This is a genomic window from Mesorhizobium sp. M0496, assembly GCF_040321205.1.
Taxonomy (GTDB): domain Bacteria; phylum Pseudomonadota; class Alphaproteobacteria; order Rhizobiales; family Rhizobiaceae; genus Mesorhizobium.
On record NZ_JAMYRC010000047.1, the window covers coordinates 12,802 to 32,352 of the forward strand.

The 19,551-nt window shown below is 63.0% G+C and carries 22 protein-coding genes; 4 read left to right on the plus strand and 18 right to left on the minus strand.

The window, feature by feature from the left end; genetic code table 11:
• The first annotated feature begins 7 nt into the window (after positions 1–7).
• The gene (locus tag NKI73_RS28210; protein ID WP_352634592.1) at positions 8–1,054 is read left to right on the plus strand and encodes an NAD(P)-dependent alcohol dehydrogenase; all 1,047 of its coding nucleotides are present in this window, start codon (positions 8–10) and stop codon (positions 1,052–1,054) included.
• Positions 1,055–1,061: 7 nt separating this feature from the next.
• Positions 1,062–2,147 (plus strand): ABC transporter ATP-binding protein, encoded by a 1,086-nt coding sequence (locus tag NKI73_RS28215; protein ID WP_352634593.1) that lies wholly within the window; start codon positions 1,062–1,064, stop codon positions 2,145–2,147.
• An 11-nt stretch (positions 2,148–2,158) separates the two neighbouring features.
• Here NKI73_RS28215 and NKI73_RS28220 read toward each other — a convergent pair whose 3' ends face one another.
• From NKI73_RS28220 to gcvA, 9 genes are all read right to left on the minus strand, one after another.
• Positions 2,159–3,745 (minus strand): FGGY-family carbohydrate kinase, encoded by a 1,587-nt coding sequence (locus NKI73_RS28220; protein ID WP_352634595.1) that lies wholly within the window; start codon positions 3,743–3,745, stop codon positions 2,159–2,161.
• A complete protein-coding gene (locus NKI73_RS28225; protein WP_352634596.1) occupies positions 3,742–4,425 on the minus strand; it encodes an HAD family hydrolase in 684 nt (227 codons plus the stop codon). Before NKI73_RS28225 ends, NKI73_RS28220 begins: the two co-directional genes overlap by 4 nt.
• 15 nt (positions 4,426–4,440) lie before the next feature.
• Complete coding sequence (locus tag NKI73_RS28230) at positions 4,441–5,919, minus strand: mannitol dehydrogenase family protein (RefSeq protein ID WP_352634598.1); 1,479 nt, start codon at positions 5,917–5,919, stop codon at positions 4,441–4,443.
• Positions 5,920–6,077: 158 nt separating this feature from the next.
• Positions 6,078–6,848 (minus strand): L-iditol 2-dehydrogenase, encoded by a 771-nt coding sequence (locus NKI73_RS28235; RefSeq protein ID WP_352634600.1) that lies wholly within the window; start codon positions 6,846–6,848, stop codon positions 6,078–6,080.
• A gap of 2 nt (positions 6,849–6,850) precedes the next feature.
• Positions 6,851–7,849 carry an ABC transporter ATP-binding protein gene (locus NKI73_RS28240; protein ID WP_352634602.1) on the minus strand — a complete coding sequence of 333 codons (999 nt, stop codon included), beginning with the start codon at positions 7,847–7,849 and terminating at the stop codon, positions 6,851–6,853.
• Between the two features lie 50 nt (positions 7,850–7,899).
• Entirely contained in the window at positions 7,900–8,724 is an 825-nt protein-coding gene (locus NKI73_RS28245; protein ID WP_352634604.1) for a carbohydrate ABC transporter permease, read from the minus strand.
• Between the two features lie 207 nt (positions 8,725–8,931).
• Positions 8,932–9,804: a carbohydrate ABC transporter permease gene (locus NKI73_RS28250; RefSeq protein ID WP_352634606.1), complete on the minus strand. Its 873-nt coding sequence runs from the start codon at positions 9,802–9,804 to the stop codon at positions 8,932–8,934.
• A 123-nt stretch (positions 9,805–9,927) separates the two neighbouring features.
• Positions 9,928–11,238, minus strand: a complete 1,311-nt coding sequence (locus NKI73_RS28255; protein WP_352634608.1) for an ABC transporter substrate-binding protein — start codon at positions 11,236–11,238, stop codon at positions 9,928–9,930.
• A 226-nt stretch (positions 11,239–11,464) separates the two neighbouring features.
• Positions 11,465–12,370, minus strand: a complete 906-nt coding sequence (gcvA, locus tag NKI73_RS28260; RefSeq protein ID WP_352634610.1) for a transcriptional regulator GcvA — start codon at positions 12,368–12,370, stop codon at positions 11,465–11,467.
• 110 nt (positions 12,371–12,480) lie between these two features.
• On the opposite strand from gcvA, the gene NKI73_RS28265 reads away from it, so the two are divergent.
• Complete coding sequence (locus NKI73_RS28265) at positions 12,481–12,666, plus strand: hypothetical protein (RefSeq protein ID WP_352634659.1); 186 nt, start codon at positions 12,481–12,483, stop codon at positions 12,664–12,666.
• 54 nt (positions 12,667–12,720) lie between these two features.
• Here NKI73_RS28265 and NKI73_RS28270 read toward each other — a convergent pair whose 3' ends face one another.
• On the minus strand, positions 12,721–13,680 hold the full coding sequence (locus NKI73_RS28270; RefSeq protein WP_352634612.1) for a sugar-binding transcriptional regulator: 960 nt from the start codon (positions 13,678–13,680) through the stop codon (positions 12,721–12,723).
• Positions 13,681–13,937: 257 nt separating this feature from the next.
• Between NKI73_RS28270 and NKI73_RS28275 the strand changes: the two genes are divergently transcribed.
• Positions 13,938–14,570: an HAD family hydrolase gene (locus tag NKI73_RS28275; protein WP_352634614.1), complete on the plus strand. Its 633-nt coding sequence runs from the start codon at positions 13,938–13,940 to the stop codon at positions 14,568–14,570.
• 3 nt (positions 14,571–14,573) lie between these two features.
• On the opposite strand, the gene NKI73_RS28280 is transcribed toward NKI73_RS28275, so the two are convergent.
• The 8 genes from NKI73_RS28280 to NKI73_RS28315 all read right to left on the minus strand — a co-directional run bounded on the left by NKI73_RS28280 (position 14,574) and on the right by NKI73_RS28315 (position 19,525).
• Positions 14,574–15,341, minus strand: coding sequence for a class II aldolase and adducin N-terminal domain-containing protein (locus NKI73_RS28280; protein WP_352634616.1), 768 nt, complete (start codon positions 15,339–15,341; stop codon positions 14,574–14,576).
• Between the two features lie 83 nt (positions 15,342–15,424).
• A complete protein-coding gene (ureG, locus tag NKI73_RS28285; protein ID WP_352634618.1) occupies positions 15,425–16,069 on the minus strand; it encodes an urease accessory protein UreG in 645 nt (214 codons plus the stop codon).
• Entirely contained in the window at positions 16,066–16,506 is a 441-nt protein-coding gene (locus NKI73_RS28290) for a DUF3995 domain-containing protein (protein ID WP_352634620.1), read from the minus strand. Before NKI73_RS28290 ends, ureG begins: the two co-directional genes overlap by 4 nt.
• On the minus strand, positions 16,503–17,174 hold the full coding sequence (locus NKI73_RS28295) for an urease accessory protein UreF (RefSeq protein ID WP_352634622.1): 672 nt from the start codon (positions 17,172–17,174) through the stop codon (positions 16,503–16,505). Before NKI73_RS28295 ends, NKI73_RS28290 begins: the two co-directional genes overlap by 4 nt.
• Positions 17,167–17,754, minus strand: a complete 588-nt coding sequence (gene ureE / locus NKI73_RS28300; RefSeq protein ID WP_352634624.1) for an urease accessory protein UreE — start codon at positions 17,752–17,754, stop codon at positions 17,167–17,169. The genes NKI73_RS28295 and ureE overlap by 8 nt, the downstream gene beginning before the upstream one ends.
• Positions 17,751–18,356 (minus strand): glutathione S-transferase family protein, encoded by a 606-nt coding sequence (locus NKI73_RS28305; protein ID WP_352634626.1) that lies wholly within the window; start codon positions 18,354–18,356, stop codon positions 17,751–17,753. The genes ureE and NKI73_RS28305 overlap by 4 nt, the downstream gene beginning before the upstream one ends.
• A 45-nt stretch (positions 18,357–18,401) precedes the next feature.
• Positions 18,402–18,995: a hypothetical protein gene (locus tag NKI73_RS28310; RefSeq protein ID WP_352634628.1), complete on the minus strand. Its 594-nt coding sequence runs from the start codon at positions 18,993–18,995 to the stop codon at positions 18,402–18,404.
• Between the two features lie 41 nt (positions 18,996–19,036).
• Positions 19,037–19,525 (minus strand): DUF29 domain-containing protein, encoded by a 489-nt coding sequence (locus NKI73_RS28315; protein ID WP_352634629.1) that lies wholly within the window; start codon positions 19,523–19,525, stop codon positions 19,037–19,039.
• Positions 19,526–19,551 lie beyond the last annotated feature (26 nt).

A 19,551-nucleotide genomic window follows, 5' to 3' on the forward strand; every position in this document is an offset into this window, starting at 1 on the left:
ACGAGACATGCGGGCTTTGGTGCTTGAGAAGAAGGGCGAGCTGGCCCTGCGCGAGATTGCGTTACCGCTCGACGTCGGGCCTAACGACGTCAGGATCGCCATCCACACGGTCGGTGTCTGCGGCAGCGACGTGCACTATTACACCCATGGCGCTATCGGCAGTTACGTCGTGCGCGCGCCGATGGTGCTCGGCCACGAAGCGTCCGGAACGATCGTCGAAATTGGCGCCAATGTCAGGACGCTGAAGGTCGGGGATCGCGTCTGCATGGAGCCGGGCGTGCCGAACCTGTCATCGCGGGCAACAAAACTCGGCATCTACAATGTCGACCCCGACGTAAGCTTCTGGGCGACGCCCCCGGTTCACGGCATTCTTGCGCCTGAGGCCGTCCATCCGGCCGCATTCACCTACAAGCTGCCGGACAACGTCTCCTTCGCCGAAGGCGCGATGGTCGAGCCCTTTGCCATCGGCATGCAAGCGGCTGCCCGTGCGCGCATCGTTCCGGGCGACGTGGCGGTCATCGTCGGCTGTGGCCCGATCGGCATCATGATCGCGCTTGCAGCGCTTGCTGGCGGCTGCTCGAAAGTACTCATCTCCGATTTCTCCGCCCCGAAGCTCGAAATTGCGGCGCGCTATCCGGGTGTCGTCCCGGTCAATGTCGGCGGGCAGTCACTGGTCGATGCGGTGGCAGAGGCGACCGACAATTGGGGGGCGGACATCGTGTTCGAGGCCAGCGGCAGCCCGAAGGCATTCGCCAATTTGTTCGATGTCGTGCGCCCCGGCGGCGCGGTGGTCCTGGTCGGGTTGCCGGTCGAGCCGGTGACGCTCAATGTGCCGGCGGCCATATCGAAGGAAGTGCGGATCGAGACGGTGTTCCGTTACGCCAACATCTTCGACCGCGCCTTGCAACTAATCGCCTCCGGCAAGGTCGACCTCAATCCGCTGATCACCGGCACCTATCCCTTCAACGACAGCATCCAGGCGTTCGAGCGGGCGGCCGCCGGCAAGCCGGAAGACGTCAAGCTGCAGATCCTGATTTCGAGCGAGAAGGGCTGACCGAACCATGTCCGCGATCACCTGCTCCCATGTCGAGAAGTCCTATGGCGCCACGACCGTCATCCGCGACCTGAACCTCGCCATCGAGGAACACGAATTCGTCGTCTTCCTCGGCCCTTCCGGTTGTGGCAAGTCGACCTTGCTGCGCATGCTGGCGGGGCTGGAGGAGATCAGCGGCGGCGAGGTCTCGATCGGCGGCAAGGTGGTCAACGACCTCGATCCGGGCGACCGTGGCATTGCCATGGTGTTCCAGAACTACGCGCTTTATCCGCACATGACGATCTTCGACAACATCGCCTTCGGCCTGAAGCGGCAGAAGGTGGCGAAGGCGGAAATCCAGCAGCGCGTCGAGGCGGTCTCGAAGACGTTGGGGCTGGATCCCTATCTCGGCCGCAAGCCGGCCGAGTTGTCAGGCGGCCAGCAGCAGCGCGTCGCCATTGCCCGCGCCATGATCAAGACGCCGAAGGTGTTCCTGTTCGACGAGCCGCTCTCAAATCTGGATGCCAAGCTGCGCAACCACATGCGTATCGAGATCGCCCGGCTGCATCAGTCGTTGAAGACCACCACCGTCTATGTCACCCACGACCAGCTGGAGGCGATGACGCTCGCCGACCGCATCGTGCTGCTGCGGGAAGGCCGGATCGAGCAGATCGGCTCACCAGCCGAAATCTACGAGCGGCCGGCCAATCTGTTCGTCGCCGGGTTCATTGGAACCCCGAACATGAATTTCATCGACGTGGCCGTGGGGCGCAAAGACAACCGCTGGATTCTGACGAGCGCCGGTGCAGTCTTTTCGATCGAAGGCTCGCGCTTCAATCTGCAAGGCGTAGAGCGTGCGGTGCTTGGTATCAGGCCTCCGGATCTGAAGACCGCTGGTGCTGATGCCGGCAACCTTCTCGAAGGCACAGCCGATCTCATCGAGTTTCATGGCAACGACGCGCTGGTGATCTTCGGTTCCGGCGGCAAGGAGATCAGCGCGCTGGTGCCGACCCGCGAATGCCCTGCCGTCAACAGCCATGTCCGCTATACGGTCGACGAAACGAGCCTTCACTTGTTCGATTCGAAGTCTGGGGTGTCCTTGCTGAGACAGTAGTCCGACTTGCTTTACCGGATCGCGTCCAGCATCTGCCGTTGCCGGTGCATCTCGAGGAAAACCTTGTAATCATGGTCGAAACGCCCTGATGATCTAGGGTTCGACGCACGCGTCCTGCCGCCTTGCTGCATGGCGAGACAGGCCGCAGTGAGGTCGGGAAACAGCCCGGCCGCGGTTGCCGCGACCATGCCGGTGCCAAGCAGCACCGCTTCGTCGGCCAGCGGTTCGATCACCGTGCAGCCGGTGGCGTCGGCGTAGAGCTCCATCAGCAGCGGGTTCTTGGTGTGGCCGCCGGTGACATGCAGCGTGTCGATGAGATAGCCGTTCTCGTTCAGCGCCTCCAGCACATGGCGCACGCCGAGCGCGATGCCGACGGCGGTGCGCCAATAGAGCTTGCACAGGCTGTCGAAGGAGGAGTCCAGCGTCAGCCCGCTGACGACGCCGACGGCATGCGGATCGGCGAGCGGCGACCGGTTGCCGTGGAAATCGGGCAGCACATGCAGCCTGGCGGCAAGGTTTTCACCCTCGGTGACGCGCAGCTCGGCGACGCGCCTGGCGATTTTTGCATGCATGGCGGCATCCGGCTCGCCGCCGGCTCCGTGCCAGCGAATGATGTGATCGAGCAGGGCGCCGGTTGCCGACTGGCCGCCTTCCGACAGCCACAGCTTCGGCAATGCCGCGCCGTAATAGGGACCCCAGACACCGGCAAAAGGCTGCGGATCGGGCGACATCGCCATGACGCAGCTCGACGTGCCGGCAATCAGCGCCAGATGCCGGCCGATATCCTGTTCGTCGCCGGCAAAGCCGCCGAGCACGCCAAGCGCGCCGGCATAGGCATCGATGACGCCGGCGCCGACCCGGCACTTTTCGCTCAGGCCAAGCTCTGCCGCCGCTTGCGCCGCCAGCGGACCAATATCGCTGCCGACCGGGCTGGCCCTCTCGGGCAGATTGCCGTGCTCGAAAAGATCGTCGAGGCCGACGAGCTCGAAAAAATCGCGGCGCCAACCCATCTCCTCATGCGCCAGATAGGTCCATTTGGCGGTCAGCGTGCATTGTGAACGGGCGACCGAGCCTGTCGCTTGCCAGGTCAGAAAGTCGGTGAGATCGAATAGATAGCCGGCTTCATTCCAGGTCTTTGGCAGGTTCCGCTTCAGCCACATCAGCTTCGGCGTCTCCATTTCCGGTGACATGACGCCGCCGACATAGTCGAGCACGGCATGGCCGCTTGCCGTGCATTCGTCGGCCTCGGCAATGGCGCGGTGGTCGAGCCAGACGATGGTGTCCCAGCGCCTGTCGCCGGTGGTCGAGACGCTGAGCTGGCCGCCCTGCCGATCCCGCACCACCAGCGAACAGGTGGCGTCGAAGGAAATGCCGACGACATCCTCTGCGGCGACGCCGGCCTTTTCGCGGGCAGTGCGCACTGCGGCGCAGACCGCCGACCAGATATCGCGCGAATCATGCTCGGCGTGATCGGGCTTCGGCTGGTTCATGACGATCGGCCGTTCGGCGCGGCCGAGCAAGGTGCCACTGGTGTCGAGAATGCCCGCGCGAGCGCTCCCGGTGCCGACATCGACCGCGCAAACGAACTGTTTCGTCAAGATGCTCTAACTCTCGCTCCCAGGCCTGCAATCAGATCGGGCAATTGCAGCATGTCAGCGAATATAAAGTCCGGTTCACTCGACGCAAGCCGCGCTTTCAATGTCGGGTTACCGGCATGTGAGCCGCCGGTGAAGGCAAACACGCGCATGCCCGCCGCCCGCGCAGCGGTGATGCCGGCCGGGCTGTCCTCGACGACGAGGCATTTGCGCGGACGGGCCCGCATGCTGGCGGCGGCATGCAGGAACAGGTCGGGCGCGGGCTTGCCGCTCGGCACCATGGCGGCGCTGAACAGATGCGGCTCCATCAGCCCAAGCAATCCGGTGACGTCCAGTGCATAGCGGATGCGGTCGAGCGTACCCGAGGACGCGACACAGAACGGCAGCCCAAGCTTGGGCAGCATCTCCTTGACGCCGGCGATCGGCTTCAGTTCCTCGCGGAACTTGCGCATCAATTCGACGCGCATCTCGGTGAGGTGGCTGTCGGTGACATCAAGTCCGAAGTCGCGGCCGAGAATCTCGCGCACGCTCTTCATGCTCTTGCCGAGGAAATGCTCGTAGGCGGCATCCTCACTAACGCTGCCGCCGGCCAGCCTGATCATGCCGAGCAGCGCCGAGACGGAGAGCGCCTCGCTGTCGACCAGCACGCCATCGCAGTCGAAGATGACCAGTTCAGGCGTCATGGCGGCGAATGGCTCTCAGAGCTTGCCGGCGAGATAGCGCGTCAGCGTCGCGCGCGTGCCGTTCGCCCACAGCACGTTGAGCGCATGGGCGAAGGCCTCGATAAATGCCGTCGCGCGGCCGACATCGCCATAGATGTCCTCCATGGCAAGCCAGGCGGCCGGCGCGTCCTTTGCCGCCTTTGCCGTCGTCTGCATCCGGTCCCAGCTCGGGTCGTTGGGCTCGATGACGGCACCGCTGTCCGTCGTGCCGAAGCAGTAGCGGCACCACAGCGCCGATTCCAGCGCCAGGCCGGCGACGCTTTTCCCGGCTTTCAGGCGATCAGCGATGGTCGGGATGATGAATTTCGGCTGGCGGTTGGAGCCGTCGAGGCAGAGCCGGCGCACCGTGTCGCCGATCTTGGGATTGGAAAAGCGGCTCTCGATGAGCTGGTAATAGTCTTCCAGGACCGTGTCCGGCACCGGCGGCACTGTCGGAATGATTTCGTCCCGTTCGAGCTTGGCCAGAAAACCGCTCACCAGTGGCTCCTGCATCGCCTCATGGACGAAATGAATGTCCATCAGGCCGGCCGGATAGGCGATGGTGGCATGACCGCCATTGAGGATGCGGATTTTCATCAATTCGTATGGCGCGACGTCCTTGACGAACTGCACCCCGACCTTTTCCAGCGGCGGACGGCCATCGGTGAAATGGTCCTCCAGCACCCATTGCCGGAACGGCTCGCAAAACACCGGCCAATTGTCCCCCAGCCCGAAATCCTTGGCGAGGATGCCGCGTTCGCGGTCTGATGTGGCCGGCGTGATGCGATCGACCATGCCGTTCGGAAAGGCAACATGCTCGCTGACCCAGTTCGCCAGATCCTCGTCGATCAGACGGGCCAGACCAATGACGCCGTCCGAGGTGACGTGGCCATTGTGAGGAATGTTGTCGCAGGACATCACCGTGAACGGCACCGTGCCCTCGTCGCGGCGGCGTACTAGCCCGGCAAGGATGATACCGAACACCGTCTTCGGTGTAGCACCGGCTTGCGCGTCCGCGACGATGTCGGGATGGGTCGGGTTGAAGACACCGGAGGCCGGGTCGATGAAATAGCCACCTTCAGTGATGGTCAGCGAAACGATCTTGATGGCCGGGTCGGCAAGCCGTTCGATGATGCCGGCCGCATCGCCCGGCATCAGGAAGTCGATCATGGCGCCGGTCACGCGGGCACTCATATGGCCAGAGTCCTGCTCGACCACCGTGGTCAGCCAATCCTGCTCTTCCAGCTTGGCGCGGCCGATCTTCTCGCCCTCGAACACGCCGGCGCCGACCAGCGCCCAGTCATGACCGATGCCCGCATTGAACAAATCGTCGAGATAGACGGCCTGGTGCGAGCGGTGGAAATTGCCGACGCCGAAATGCACGATGCCGGCCTTGAGCGTTGAGCGGTCATACTTCGGACCGGCGACCTCAGTGGGCAGCTTGGAGAGATTTGAGGACGAGAGTTTTACGGTCATCTGTTTACCCTATGGCCGGGCTTCGGCCTTCGTTACTCCCTCCCCCGTTTTTCACGTGGAGAGGATAAGGGGCGGCACGTCTTCCAAGGTCGATGCGCCCGCTGATGTCGGCCTCTGCTCCCCGTGGAGGTACGAGGAGCAGAGGCCGTCCCCCGCCCTCAACTCATCCACTGGCCGCCATCGACATTGTAAGTCTGGGCGACGATGTATTCGGCGTCGGCGCTGGCGAGAAAGACCGCCATGCCGGTGAGGTCGTGCGCCGTGCCCATGCGGCCATACGGCACCGCCTCGCCGACCAGTTTCTTCTTCTCGCCCTTCGGCCGGTTTTCATACTTGGCGAACAGCGCATCGACGTGATCCCAGTGCTCGCCGTCGACGACGCCAGGGGCAATCGCATTGATGTTGATGCGGTGCTTGATCAGGTCGAGCCCCGCCGACTGGGTCAGCGAGATGACGGCGGCCTTGGTGGCGCAATAGACGCCGACCAGCGCCTCGCCGCGCCGCCCGGCCTGGCTCGCCATATTGATGATCCTGCCGCCCTTGCCTCGTGCGATCATCGAGCGGGCGGCAGCCTGCAGCATGAACAGCGTGCCGGCGACGTTGACCGAAAACAGTTTGTCGTAGCTTGCCTTGGTGATCTCGACGATCGGGGCCAGATCGAACAAAGCGGCGTTGTTGATCAGGATATCGAGGCCACCGGTCTTCGCCTCGACGGCTTTTACCGCCGCCTCGATGGAGGCGAGGTCGGTCACGTCTAGCTTGACCGCATAGGCCTTGCCGCCGATCTCGGCGGCCGTCTTCTGCGCAGCCTCGAGATTGATGTCGGCAATGGCCACGGTGGCGCCTTCGCCGGCATAGGCTTCGGCGAAGGCCCTGCCGATGCCACGGGCCGAACCCGTGATCAGCGCGGATTTACCAGCCAGTCGCATGCTTATATTGCCTTTCCGTCGGCGCCGAAGCGATGCAGCTTGGCCTTGTCGGGCGTCAGATAGATGGTGTCGCCGTGATGCACGGCCAGTTCACCGTCGGCACGCACCGTCAGCGGACCGACGCCATCAGCTTGAACGTGCAGGAACGTGTCGGAACCGAGATGTTCGGCAACGCCGACGGTGGCTTTCCAGTCGCCCGCCGTGGTCGAGATTTCCAGATGCTCGGGGCGGATGCCGATGGTCTTGGCGCTGTATTTGGCCGCCGGCGCGCCTTCGATCAGATTCATCTTCGGCGAGCCGATGAATCCGGCGACGAACAGGTTCTTCGGCGTCTTGTAGAGTTCCATCGGCGAGCCGACCTGCTCGATGTTGCCGGCGTTCAGCACGACGATCTTGTCGGCCATGGTCATGGCTTCGACCTGATCGTGGGTGACATAGATCATCGTCGTCTTGAGCTGATGATGCAGTTCGCTGATCTCCAGCCGCATCGTGCCGCGAAGTGCTGCGTCGAGGTTGGACAGTGGTTCGTCGAACAGGAAGGCGGTCGGCTGACGCACGATGGCACGGCCGATGGCGACGCGCTGGCGCTGGCCGCCGGAAAGCTGGCCAGGCCGGCGTTCGAGGTAGTTGGTGAGGTTGAGCACGCGCGCGGCATCTCCCACCTTCTTGTCGATGGTCGCCTTGTCCTCGCCGGCCATCTTCAGCGGGAAGCCGATATTCTTGGCCACCGTCATGTGCGGATAGAGCGCGTAGGACTGGAACACCATGGCGAGCTTGCGCTTGGCCGGTGCCTCGCCGGTGACGTCGCGGCCGTCGATGTTGATTGAGCCGCCGCTGGTGTCTTCCAGGCCGGCGATCAGCCGCAGCAATGTTGACTTGCCGCAACCCGACGGGCCGACGAAGACGACGAACTCGCCATTCTCGATCACCAGGTCGAGGCCGGGGATGATGGACGTCGATCCGAAGGATTTGGAGACGTTCTTGAGTGTGATGTTTCCCATGGTTTCCTCCCCGAGGGGTTATTGTCCGGCGTCTGTTGCTTGCGGCGGTCTTACTTCACGGCACCAAATGTCAGGCCGCGCACCAGCTGCTTCTGGCTGAACCAGCCCATGATCAGGATCGGCGCGATGGCCAGTGTCGAGGCCGCCGAAAGCTTGGCCCAGAACAGGCCTTGCGGGCTCGAGAACGAGCTGATGAAGGCGGTCAAGGGTGCTGCTTCCGTGGTCGTCAGCCGGATCGTCCAGAACGCCTCGTTCCAGGCCAGGATGATGTTGAGCAGCATGGTCGAGGCGATGCCCGGCACCGCCATCGGCGTGAGGACATAAATGATCTCGTTCCACAGCGATGCACCGTCCATGCGTGCCGCTTCCAGGATCTCGCCCGGTATTTCGCGGAAATAGGTGTAGAGCATCCACACCACGATCGGCAGGTTGATCAGCATCAGCATGACCATCAGGCCGATACGACTGTCGAGCAGTCCCGTGTCGCGGAAGATCAGGTAGATCGGGAACAGCACGGCAACCGCGGGCATCATCTTGGTGGACAGCATCCACATCAGGATGTCCTTGGTTCGCTTGGTTGGCGAGAAGGCCATCGACCATGCGGCCGGTATGGCGACCAGCAGGGCCAGGATGGTCGAGCCGACCGAGAGCAGCACCGAGTTGAAGAAGAACTTGAAGTAGCCGTTCTGCGCCTGAACCTCGGAATAACTCTCGAACGTCCCCGACGGGATGATGCTGAATCCCTGGATGGCTTCCTGCTCCGATTTGAACGAGGTGATGATCGTATAGAGGATCGGGAAGAAGATCAGCAGGGCGACGATCCAGGCGGCAATTGTCGCGATCGTCTTGTGCTGCGTTGTGACTGAACGTGCCATGATCAGGTTCTCCCGTATCGGCGATGTTGGTGGCAGGGTCGACCCCCACTCCGGTTTGCTGCGCAAACCACCTCTCCCCCGATCGACGGGGTAGAGGAAGGGCGCGGCTTCGATGCAGGCGTTTCCTCTCCCCCGGGCAGGGGGAGAGGTGTCCCGCGCAGCGGGACGGAGTGGGGGTGGTTCAGCGCAAGCGACATTGTCTCCCCCTTACTTGTCCAGGTTCTTGCCGACGGCGCGCATGGCGAAGAAGGCAACGATGTTGGCGAGAATGACGGCGATCACACCGCCGGCGGACGCCTGGCCGATTTTGAACTCCAGCAACGCCTTCTGGTAGACGAGGAAGGGCAGGTTGGTGGAGGCGTATCCCGGGCCGCCATTGGTGGTGACGAGGATCTCGGCATAGACGGAGAGGAGGAAGATCGTCTGGATCAGGATGACGACGGTGATGGCGCGCGACATATGCGGCAGCGTCAGATAGATGAAGCGGCTGATGAAGCCGGCGCCGTCCATCTCGGCGGCTTCCTTCTGCTCACCGTCGAGCGATTGCAGCGCGGTCAAGAGGATGAGGGTCGCGAAGGGCAGCCATTGCCAGGCGACGATGATGATGATCGCCATCATCGGATGCTGCCCGAACCAGTCGATCGGCTGGGCCCCGAAGAAGCGCGCGATATCGGCGAACACCCCATATTGCGGGTGCATGATCATGTTCTTCCAGACCAGTGCGGCCACCGGCGGCATGACGAAGAACGGCGAGATGACGAGGATGCGCACGATCCCCTGGCCCCACATCGGCTGGTCGATCAGCAGCGCCAGCAGGATGCCGCCGATCACCGTGATCAAAAGCACGCTGACCACCAAAGTGAGCGTGTTGAGGATCGATTGCAGGAAGGCCGGGTTCGAATAGAACAGCGCGTAGTTCGAGAAGCCGACGAAGCCGTCGCGGATCGGATTGAGCGGATTGTACTGCTGGAAGGAGAACCAGATGGTGATGACCAGCGGCACGATCATCCAGACGAACAGCAGCACCACGGATGGCGCCATCATGAAACGGGCAAGCGAACGGGTCTGCTGAGTAGCCATGACGGTCACCCTTCACTGGTCAGACTGAATTTTCAAAAGGCGTTAAAGGCGGCCGCCCGAACTGGGAACTCGGGCGGCCGTTGCCGGTCAAGGAGGCGACCGGCATTCGGCACCGGGAGGAGCCTACTTGATGTATCCGCCTTCGGTCATTGCCGCGGTGGCAGCATCCTGGGCCTGCTTCAAGGCATCGTCGACACTCGACTGGCCGGCAAGAGCCGCCGAGAAGAGCTGGCCGACGGTGGTGCCAAGACCCTGGAATTCAGGGATGGCGACGAACTGAACGCCGACATAGGGCACCGGCTTGACCGTCGGATGTGTCGGGTCGGCGGCGTTGATGGAGTCGAGCGTCATCTTGGCGAACGGAGCCGCCTTCTGGTACTCGGCATTGGCGTAGAGCGAGGAGCGCGTGCCCGGAGGAACATTGGCCCAGCCTTCCTTCGAAGCGACCAGTTCGGCATAGTGCTTGCTGGTCGCCCAGGAGACGAACTTCTGGGCGGCATCAGCCTTCTGCGTGCCGGCGGGGATGGCCAGCGACCAGGCCCACAGCCAGTTACCGCGCTTGCCCAGGCCGTTGTCAGGCGCCAGGGCATAGCCGACCTTGTCGGCGACCTGGGATGCCTTCGGGTCGGAGACGAACGACGCGGCGACGGTGGCGTCGATCCACATGCCGCATTTGCCCTGCTGGAACAGCGCCAGGTTCTCATTGAAGCCGTTGGAGGATGCGCCCTCGGGGCCGTCGGCCTTCATCAGGTCGACATAGAATTGCAGCGTGTTCTTCCATTCGGGCTGGTCGAATTGCGGCTTCCAGTTCTCGTCGAACCAACGTGCGCCGAAGGAGTTCGACATGGCGGTCAGGAAGGCCATGTTCTCGCCCCAGCCGGCCTTGCCGCGCAGGCACACACCATTCACGCCATTGGCGCGGTCGGTCATCTTGTCGGCGGCCTGCTTGATGAAGTCCCAGGTCGGCGCATCGGGCATCTTCAGCCCGGCCTTGTCCATCAGGTCCTTGCGGTACATGACGAAGGAGCTTTCGCCGTAGAAGGGCGCGGCATAGAGTTTGCCGTCGACCGAAAGGCCGCCGGCGATAGCCGGGATGATGTCCTTGGCGTCATAGTCGTCGCCGAGCTTGTCGAGCGGCAGCAGCCAGCTCTGCTTGGCCCAGATCGGAACTTCATAGGTGCCGATGGTCATCACGTCATATTGTCCACCCTTGGTGGCGATGTCGGTGGTGACGCGCTCGCGCAGCACGTTCTCTTCAAGCGTAACCCAGTTGAGCTGGATGTCGGGGTTCGCCTTGGTGAAGTCTTCGGTCAGCTTTTGCATGCGGACCATATCGCCATTGTTGACGGTGGCGATGGTGATGGATTCGGCGTGTGCGGCGAACGCAAATGCGCTGGCCGACAACAAGCCCAGGGTGAGCGTGCGAAGTTTCATCAAATTCCTCCCTTGAACCAAGATGAGCATTTGCCTTGGCTTTGGGCAATTACTCACCTGGCGTTAATTATGTCAAGCCGGATTCGATGCTGCAGCGCAGCACTCGGCGAGGCCGGCGGACATTGGGTGGATGGAAATTGCGAAGACAAGCTGCGCCCGCGCCGGACACCAGGCGGCCGGACAGAAAGGCTGTTGTCTTGAATGCGGCTGCCGGAGGGCTTGCCTGTCAGCAGGCGATCTCGGCCAGCAGCCAGTCGCGGAAGGCGCGGATCTTCGGCACGTTGCGGCGCGCCTGGGGATAGACCAGCCAGTAGGCATGACCGTCGTCGCCGACCAGGTCGAAGGGCTGGATCAGGCGGCCGTCGGCGAGTTCCGCCTTGAACAGGGCCCTGGTCAGGATCGCGACGCCATGACCGGCGATCGCCGCATTGGCCTCATAAGCCTGCGCGCCCATGCTGCTGCCTGGCCGCTTTGCAAGGTCGTGCGAGTCCACGCCGGCAGCCGAAAACCACTCGTTCCACCAGATATCGCCAGGATCGAGGATCGGCAGCCGCAAGAGGTCGGCCGGTTCCTTGACGCCACCGATGCTTGCCGCGAGCTTGGGGCTCAGCATCGGCGTGAAATCGGCATCGAACAGCTTGTGCGCTTCTAGGCCCGGCCATTTGCCGGCGCCGGAGCGGATAGCGATATCGGCTTCCTCGCGGGCAAAGTCCGTCAGGCGGCTCGACGTCTCAAGCCGAACGGCAAGCGCCGGATGAGCGATCTGGAACGAGCCCAGCCGGTGTGCCAGCCAGTTCGAGGCAAAGGTCAGCACCGTGGTGACGCACAGCAACCCGTCGGCGCCGCCACGCGCCGCGGCATAGGCCTGGCCAAGAATGGCAAAGGCCTCGCCGACTGCCGGCGCCAGGCGCTGCCCGGCTTCGGTCAATACGATCTGGCGTGGCCGGCGCAGGAACAGCGGCGCGCCGATACGCTCTTCCAGCACCTTGATCTGATAGCTGACCGCCGCTTGCGTCATGGCGAGTTCGCCGGCGGCTTTGGTGAAGGAAAGATGCCGCGCCACCGCGTCGAACACCCTGATCGCCTGCAGCGGCGGGAGTTGCGAAACCTGTCGCGAGCCGAGGTCCGGCATAAAGCCTCCTTATGGGTCATAACAGACGTTCTATTGGCAAAGGCGGCCGGCAAGACCGACATTCCGGATCAACCCGTCATTCGGGTTTAGGATAGCGAAGGTTGACGATCATGACCATGGCGCAGCAAAAATGCACTCCCGCTCCGGATCACCGCTGGATTTCGTGGCTCACGGACGGATTTGGCTGGTTCGCGATAAAAAAGAAGGCACATCTCGACATCAGGGACCTGTCGCCGCATCTGCTGCGCGACCTCGGTTTCCTCGATGGCAATGATCCTTTCGGGCGAGGCAAATAGCCGGCTGGCTTTTTATCCAAATAGGCAGTGACGCCGCTATGACCGCAAGCGGGATCAGATGCTGGCCAGCAGCGCGGCGGCGGTCCGTTCATCGGTGATGAGGCCGTTGATCAGCCGCCGGTTGACCGCCGCCAGGATGCCCGGCAGCTTTCGTTCGCCCATGGCCAATGCGATGACCAGCGATTTTTCGCGCGACGGCAGCGAAGCCGACGACACCCGATCGTTGGTGATGCCCTCGATCATGCGACCTTCGCGATCGAACACCCAGCCGACGATTTCGGCGATTCCACCGGCCTTCTGCAGCGCCTTCAATTCGCTCTCCGAAATGAAGCCGTCCTCGTAGAGCGGCGCCTTCGGGCCGAGGTCGCCAATGCCGATGAAGGTGACGTCGGCTTCCGCCGCCAGCGCCAGCGTCGGCTGGATCATCGGCTGGTTCAGCAGCATCTCGCGTTCCTCCGGCGAAGAGGCGATGACCGGCAGCGGCATCGGGAAGGAGCGGGCCTTGACCCTGTCGGCCATGGTGAAGATGACGTTGTAGAAGGCGGCCGAGCCATCCGGCGAGATGTTGCCCGTCAGCGACACCACCTTGTGCTGCGGGCATTCCATCGGCGGCAATTGCTCGATCGCCGCTTTCAGCGTGCGCCCTGTGCCGATCGCCATGACGATCGGGGTCGGCGAGCGCAGCCGCCGCTCGATCTCGGCGGCGGCCGCCTCGGCGATGCCGATCGTGGTGGAGGACGAATTGGGATCGCTTGGCACGACCTCGACCAGATCGAGCGCGAAGCGCGATCTCAGCCGTGCCGCCAGATCAAGGCAGTTGGCGATCGGATGGTCGACGCGAACCTTGATCAAGCCCTCCGACACCGCCAGCGACACCAGCCGCTGCGCCGTCTGCCGCGAGATGCCGAGCGTGGCGGCGATCTGGTCCTGCGTGTTGCCGGCAACATAATAAAGCCAGCCGGCACGCGCCGCGTCGTCCAGCCTGTTGTTGCTGCCATCCTGCCGGGTATTCAAAGTCCTGCCTCCCGAAACCGCTGGTCATAAGAGCGGTTCGCTCCTACTCTTGCAGGGAACGGCTTGCTGCGCAATTGTCAATCTCCAGGGCAATTGCTTGCCGCCCACCGGCGCAGGCGGGGCCAAATTTCCTTCTTCCACCATATCTGCGTCGGGAAAGAAGCGCGGTTGCCGTGCCGACCGGCGGCACGTTCTTAGGCCCCGAAGGTTTATCTCCCGGCGCAAACGCTTTAATGGATCGCAAAAAGGAGCGCTGCATGACACCGAAAGCGGTTTTCTGGGATATGGACGGCACGCTGGTCGACAGCGAACCGTTGCACGAGGCCGCCCTGATGGCCGCGATGCGCAATGTCGGCCTCGTACCGCCTGATGATCTGCATGAGCGGGTTCTCGGCGTCGCCGCCTGGCCGGTCTACCAGATGATGCGCGACGAGTTCGGTCTGGATCTGCCTTTCGACGACTGGATCGTGCGCAAATACGAGCACTATCTGCCGCTGGTCGAGACCTTGAAGCCGCGCCCCGGCGCGATCGAGATATTCAACGAGCTGCGGGCAATGGGAGTGGCGCAAGCCGTCGTCTCGAATTCGGACCGGATGATCGTCGACGCCAATCTGAGCATGGTCGGCCTCATTTATCCCGGCATGAAGACGATCAGCCGCAACGATGTGCGCGAAGGCAAGCCGCATGCCGAACCATTCCTGCGCGCCGCGTATCTGGCCGATGTCGACCCTGCGCACGCCGTGGCAATCGACGACAGCTGGCCGGGCGCCATGGCAGGGCTGGCGGCGGGCATGAAGACGATCTTCTGGCCGGAAAAGCCGATGGGCGGACCGCCCGGCGCTGTCGTCATCAACACCGCCGAGGAATTGCGGAGAGAACTCGGGCTTTAACCCTCAGTTCCGGTAGACCGGTTCCTGCTCGTCGAGGATCGCCTTCAGCTCGCTGAGATGGCGTTCGGCCTGGCCGGGATAGTCGTCCATCTCGCTTGCCGCCTTCTCGGCGATGGCGTCGGAGAGCGTGCGCAGCGGCCGGCCGGTCCACAGCGCCTTGATGTAGGTCTCGGCCGCGCGCTCGAAATAGAACATGCGGTTGAACGCATCGGCGACCGTATCGCCGATGACGAGCACGCCGTGATTGCCCATCACCATCACCTTGACCTTGGGATCGACGAGAAGCTGCGAGCAGCGCTCGCCCTCTTCCTCGAAGGCCAGTCCGCCATAATGCGCGTCGACGACATGACGATTGAAGAACATCGCCGAATTCTGGTCGATCGGCGGCAAGCGAGAATCGGCGAGCGAGGCCAGCACCGTGGCGTGGATCGAGTGCACATGCATGACGCAGCGCGCATGGCGCACATTGCGATGGATGGCGCCGTGCAGCCCCCATGCCGTCGGGTCGGGCGCGTCCGGACCGGAGAGCGTATCCGGGTCGTTGGCATCGATCATCAAAAGGTCGCTCGCCTTGATGCGCGAGAAATGCACCTGGTTGGGGTTCATCAGGAACTGCGTGCCGTCGTCGTTGACAGCCAGCGAGAAATGATTGGCCACCGCCTCGTGCATGTTGAGCCGCGCCGTCCAGCGAAAGGCACAGGCGAGATCGACACGCTCCTCATAGAAGGGCAGGTTGGTCAGCGTTTCCTTCTGCAGGCGGGCGATGCTCATCCTAAAATCCTCCGGTTTTGGCAAGAATGCCGTGACCAGCCCATGCCCGCAACCGGTTTCGGTTGGTGCAAGGGATGGCTATCTCACGCTGCCGTGCTGGCAACAGCAGCGCCGGCCCTGAGCCCGCCATGCTCGACGATGAAGTCGATCACCTCCTGCAGCCCCTTGCCGCGCGACAGGTCGGTGAAGCCGAACGGCCGCTTGCCGCGCATGCGGCCGGCGTCGCTCTCCATGACATCGAGGTTGACGTTCACGTAGGGCGCCAGATCGCTCTTGTTGATCACCAGGAAATCGGAGCGGGTGATCGCCGGCCCGCCCTTGCGCGGGATCTCCTCGCCCTGGCAGACCGAGATGACATAGAGCGTCAGGTCGGCAAGATCCGGCGAGAAAGTGGCGGCGAGATTGTCACCGCCGGATTCGATGAAGACGATATCGAGATCCGGGAATTTCCGGTTCATCTCGGCGATCGCCTGCAGATTGATCGAGGCATCCTCGCGGATGGCGGTGTGCGGGCAGCCGCCGGTCTCGACGCCCATGATGCGATCCTCGGGCAGTGCCTGCAGCCGCGCCAGCATCATGGCATCTTCCTTGGTGTAGATGTCGTTGGTGACGACGGCGATCGAGAATTCGTCGCGCAGCGCCTTGCACAGCTTTTCGGTCAGCGTCGTCTTGCCCGAACCGACCGGGCCGCCAATGCCGACGCGCAGCGGGCCATTTGTCTGTGTCATGCGGGAAACTCCGTGATGGCGAGGATGGCGAAGCCGAGCCCGATCAGCAGGCACAGCGGCGAATAATAACGGACATCGAGCCGCGCGAAAGGCTGTTCAGGCGCCAGGCGCCGCCACCATGGCGTGAAGCCGGCAATGCCGCGTCCCAGGAACACCAGCCCGATGAGCAGCGACGTGGCGGCGAGGCCTTCCCTGGGAAACGGCGAGGCAAAGACGCCTATGAGCGCCAGCGGCCACAGCGTCGCCAGGCACAGGCAAGCGGCAACGGCGAAACTGGCGAACGGCGTCGGCATTTCGTCGACGCCGCGAAAGCCGACCACGGCGTGGGCGCAGGAGGCCGCATCCTTGCCCGGCCAGATGCCGCCAATGCCCCAATAGACATGCAGAGCGGTGATCAGCAGCAGGACGGCCGAAAGCGCGAAGGCGAGGATGATCATGAGCGGAACAATCGCGAATACTGGGTTTCGTGCTTCATCGCCATGACGTCGGAGACGAAGGCGCAGCCGCCGAGATCGTCCAATGTCGAGCGCCCGGCGCGGGCTGCGGTCGCAACGGCCAGCGGCTCGAAGCCGGCAAGCAGGGCGGTTGCCCTGTTTTGGCCAACGACGCCAAGCCGGATCGCGGCCTGGACGAGATTGGAGAAGAAAGTCTGCAGGAAGGCGGACAGCGCATCCCGAAGTGCAATTGAATTGCCGCCGGCAATGGCGCCGACAGCGACGCAATAAGCACACTCAGCCGGCAAGCGCTCCAGCACCGGATTTGGCCAGGCCGCCGCCGCTTTGAGGAAGGCCGCACCCTGCAGCATCGTCTCGGTGTGGCGTTCGCGCGAGCCGGCCAACGCTTCGGCGAGTGCGGCTATTTCATCGAGATCACCGGTGCCGCGTGCCCGGCGCCAGCTCTCGGCAAACAGCACGGCGTCGTTCCAGCCGGAGCCCATCTCGACCAGCGTTTTCAGCCAGGCGGCAAGGCTTTCGCCGTCGACGATCAGCCCGTCATGCACCGCACGCTCGAGGCCATGGCTGTAGGAGAAGCCGCCGACCGGAAAGGCCGGCGACAACCACGCCATCAGCCGCAGCAGGGCGATGTTCGAAGGCTGGTCAGTCATGGTCGTGGTGGTGGCCGGCGTGGCTGTGCGAATGGGAATGCGATTCGCCATGTGAGTGGGAATGCGCTTCCGCGTGGCTATGCGCATGACCGTGATCGTGGCTTTGCCCACTATGGCCGGAATAGGCGCCGCGCACCGGCTTGAACGGCTCGGAAATGTCGCGCACCGTTGCGCCGAGCCCCTCCAGCATCGCCTTGATGACATGGTCGCGCAGGATGAGGATGCGCCCGGCCTCGATGCTCGCCGCGAGATGACGGTTGCCGATATGCCAGGCGAGTTCGGCCAGATGCACGGTGTCACGAGCCCGGATGTCATAGACCTCTTCCGGCGCGGCGATGATCTCGACATGGCGGCCATCCTCCAGCACCAGCCGGTCGCCATTGTTCAGGGCGACGGGTTCGGCCAGGTCGACCAGCACCTTGCTGCCGTCGGCCAGTTCGATGGCCCGGCGGCGCAGATGCCGCTCGTCATGGGCGAGCACGGCCCTACCGGACGGCGCGGTGGTTCCGGCATTGCCGGCGGTCAGCACCGAAACGGCACGCGGGAATTTGGTGAAGTCGGTGTTGAGGTTGAGCTTCATTTCATGGATCCCCCATTTGCTTGCGCCCTTGCGCGGGCAGGCCGCGCCAGCACGCGGTCGAAATAGGCGTTGACGCGCTCGGATTCGATCGGGAACCGGCCGGCACGAGCCCAGCCGCCCATGTCGCCGAGCAGGACGTCGACAGCCGAGAACCGGTCGCCCAGCGCGAACGGCCGATCACCAAGTCGCCGGTCCAGCGCCTTGAGTTCCGAGGCAAAATCGTAGGCCGCCGCAGGACCGACATCGACCCGCACGTCCTTCGGCAGCAGGAAGCGATGGCGCAGCTTGTTCCTCAACGGCGCCTCGAACTCGCTCTGCGCAAAATGCATCCAGGAATCCATCTCGGCGCGACCGGTTAGGCCCGGGTTGGCCCCCATGCCCATGTCCGCGTGTTTGTCCGAGAGATAGACGCAGATCGCCGCCGAATCGGTCACTGTCAGCTCGCCATCGATCAGGATCGGCACCTTGCCCGACGGGTTGAGCGCATAGGCTTCCGGCGAGCGCAGATGAACCTCGACGAATTCATAGGCCTGCCCGAGTTCCTCGAGCATCCAGAGAACGCGGCTGACCCGGGATCCACGCGATCCGATGGCCTTGTACATGGGTGAAACCTGCCTTTCCCGAACAGCCTAGACCATCGCGTTCACTCAGACGATGGTGTCGAAGAGCCGCAGGATGAACGATATCTGATAGATGAGCGCCGCCGCGACAAAGGCGATGTGGAAGCGGCGGTCGCGCACCAGAATCGCAACGATGCAAAACGCGACGAAGACCGGCGTTCGGAACAGATACTCGCTGCCGAAGCGGGCGAAATGCTCCGGCCCTTTCAGCAGCGTGTCGACCACGTCGAGCAGATAGGTCGCCGCCAGCAGGCCGAAGAACCAGGCACGGCGCGAATAGAAGAAATCCTCGTAGCTGGTGTAATCCAGCATCGAATCCGGAAACAGCAGGGCGCACAGCAGGAACAGCGTGATCGCGTAGAAGATGATGAATAGGTACTTGCCGAAGGTCCACGTCTCAATGGCGTAGAGACCGAACTCCCACCACCAGAAATGCACCAGCATCAAAAGCACCGAAGCGACCCAGGCCAGATGCACGGGATAGAGCCGGTACTGGCCCGGATGCTGGACGATGCGCGCCACCCCCGACAGCAGGCGGGCGACACCAAGCCCGATCACCATGCCCATGACGATGCGGATGTGCGGGAAGATGTCGTGGGCGGAGGCGATTTGCTGTTCCATATGGCCGGCTGTAACTCGGAGCGCAATAAACGAAGAAGCGGCTAATCCCGCAGGAAGTCATCCATCGAAAGTGGACCGCCTGGCCAAAATCGTCCATCGAGGGCCTGCTTGACTGTGAAGGGAGGCTCGGCCGGGAAATGGGCCTTCCTCAAACCGGTCTCCCTTGCCGCTGTCGGCAAAGCGTACCCGTATGCCTCATCGAAAATCTGCGCGGGATAACGACGGAGGCTCGGGCTATCCTTGATGATATTTCCGATCCAAACGCGCTGTTCGGAGATTGATGCCTGCCAGCTATGGCATCTGTGGCCGGGCTGGAATTCCCATTTCAGAAGATGTGCAATCAACACCTCCATCCGGCTGCGGATCTCCCGCCTGTCACTCCTCCCCAAGCTTTCGATCTCCTCGGCTACGTTCTCCCGATCAAGCTCGGAAAGGCGCCCGTCGCGCAACAGCGCTGCCTGTTCGGCGCTCCACTGCGCAAAGTCCGTTTCGTAGGGCGTAAGGGCTCTGAGGCGATCGATCCTGTTCATGGGGTGTATATTGCCCCAAACCGCGT

What these genes read in the sequence shown, in the direction of transcription:
- NKI73_RS28210 (WP_352634592.1), top strand. Translation starts at nt 8, where the DNA reads ATGCGGGCTTTGGTGCTTGAGAAGAAGGGCGAGCTGGCCCTGCGCGAG.
- NKI73_RS28215 (WP_352634593.1), top strand. Translation starts at nt 1,062, where the DNA reads ATGTCCGCGATCACCTGCTCCCATGTCGAGAAGTCCTATGGCGCCACG.
- NKI73_RS28225 (WP_352634596.1), bottom strand. Translation starts at nt 4,425, where the DNA reads ATGACGCCTGAACTGGTCATCTTCGACTGCGATGGCGTGCTGGTCGAC.
- NKI73_RS28230 (WP_352634598.1), bottom strand. Translation starts at nt 5,919, where the DNA reads ATGACCGTAAAACTCTCGTCCTCAAATCTCTCCAAGCTGCCCACTGAG.
- NKI73_RS28235 (WP_352634600.1), bottom strand. Translation starts at nt 6,848, where the DNA reads ATGCGACTGGCTGGTAAATCCGCGCTGATCACGGGTTCGGCCCGTGGC.
- NKI73_RS28240 (WP_352634602.1), bottom strand. Translation starts at nt 7,849, where the DNA reads ATGGGAAACATCACACTCAAGAACGTCTCCAAATCCTTCGGATCGACG.
- NKI73_RS28245 (WP_352634604.1), bottom strand. Translation starts at nt 8,724, where the DNA reads ATGGCACGTTCAGTCACAACGCAGCACAAGACGATCGCGACAATTGCC.
- NKI73_RS28250 (WP_352634606.1), bottom strand. Translation starts at nt 9,804, where the DNA reads ATGGCTACTCAGCAGACCCGTTCGCTTGCCCGTTTCATGATGGCGCCA.
- NKI73_RS28255 (WP_352634608.1), bottom strand. Translation starts at nt 11,238, where the DNA reads ATGAAACTTCGCACGCTCACCCTGGGCTTGTTGTCGGCCAGCGCATTT.
- gcvA (WP_352634610.1), bottom strand. Translation starts at nt 12,370, where the DNA reads ATGCCGGACCTCGGCTCGCGACAGGTTTCGCAACTCCCGCCGCTGCAG.
- NKI73_RS28265 (WP_352634659.1), top strand. Translation starts at nt 12,481, where the DNA reads ATGACCATGGCGCAGCAAAAATGCACTCCCGCTCCGGATCACCGCTGG.
- NKI73_RS28275 (WP_352634614.1), top strand. Translation starts at nt 13,938, where the DNA reads ATGACACCGAAAGCGGTTTTCTGGGATATGGACGGCACGCTGGTCGAC.
- NKI73_RS28280 (WP_352634616.1), bottom strand. Translation starts at nt 15,341, where the DNA reads ATGAGCATCGCCCGCCTGCAGAAGGAAACGCTGACCAACCTGCCCTTC.
- ureG (WP_352634618.1), bottom strand. Translation starts at nt 16,069, where the DNA reads ATGACACAGACAAATGGCCCGCTGCGCGTCGGCATTGGCGGCCCGGTC.
- NKI73_RS28290 (WP_352634620.1), bottom strand. Translation starts at nt 16,506, where the DNA reads ATGATCATCCTCGCCTTCGCGCTTTCGGCCGTCCTGCTGCTGATCACC.
- NKI73_RS28295 (WP_352634622.1), bottom strand. Translation starts at nt 17,174, where the DNA reads ATGACTGACCAGCCTTCGAACATCGCCCTGCTGCGGCTGATGGCGTGG.
- ureE (WP_352634624.1), bottom strand. Translation starts at nt 17,754, where the DNA reads ATGAAGCTCAACCTCAACACCGACTTCACCAAATTCCCGCGTGCCGTT.
- NKI73_RS28305 (WP_352634626.1), bottom strand. Translation starts at nt 18,356, where the DNA reads ATGTACAAGGCCATCGGATCGCGTGGATCCCGGGTCAGCCGCGTTCTC.
- NKI73_RS28310 (WP_352634628.1), bottom strand. Translation starts at nt 18,995, where the DNA reads ATGGAACAGCAAATCGCCTCCGCCCACGACATCTTCCCGCACATCCGC.
- NKI73_RS28315 (WP_352634629.1), bottom strand. Translation starts at nt 19,525, where the DNA reads ATGAACAGGATCGATCGCCTCAGAGCCCTTACGCCCTACGAAACGGAC.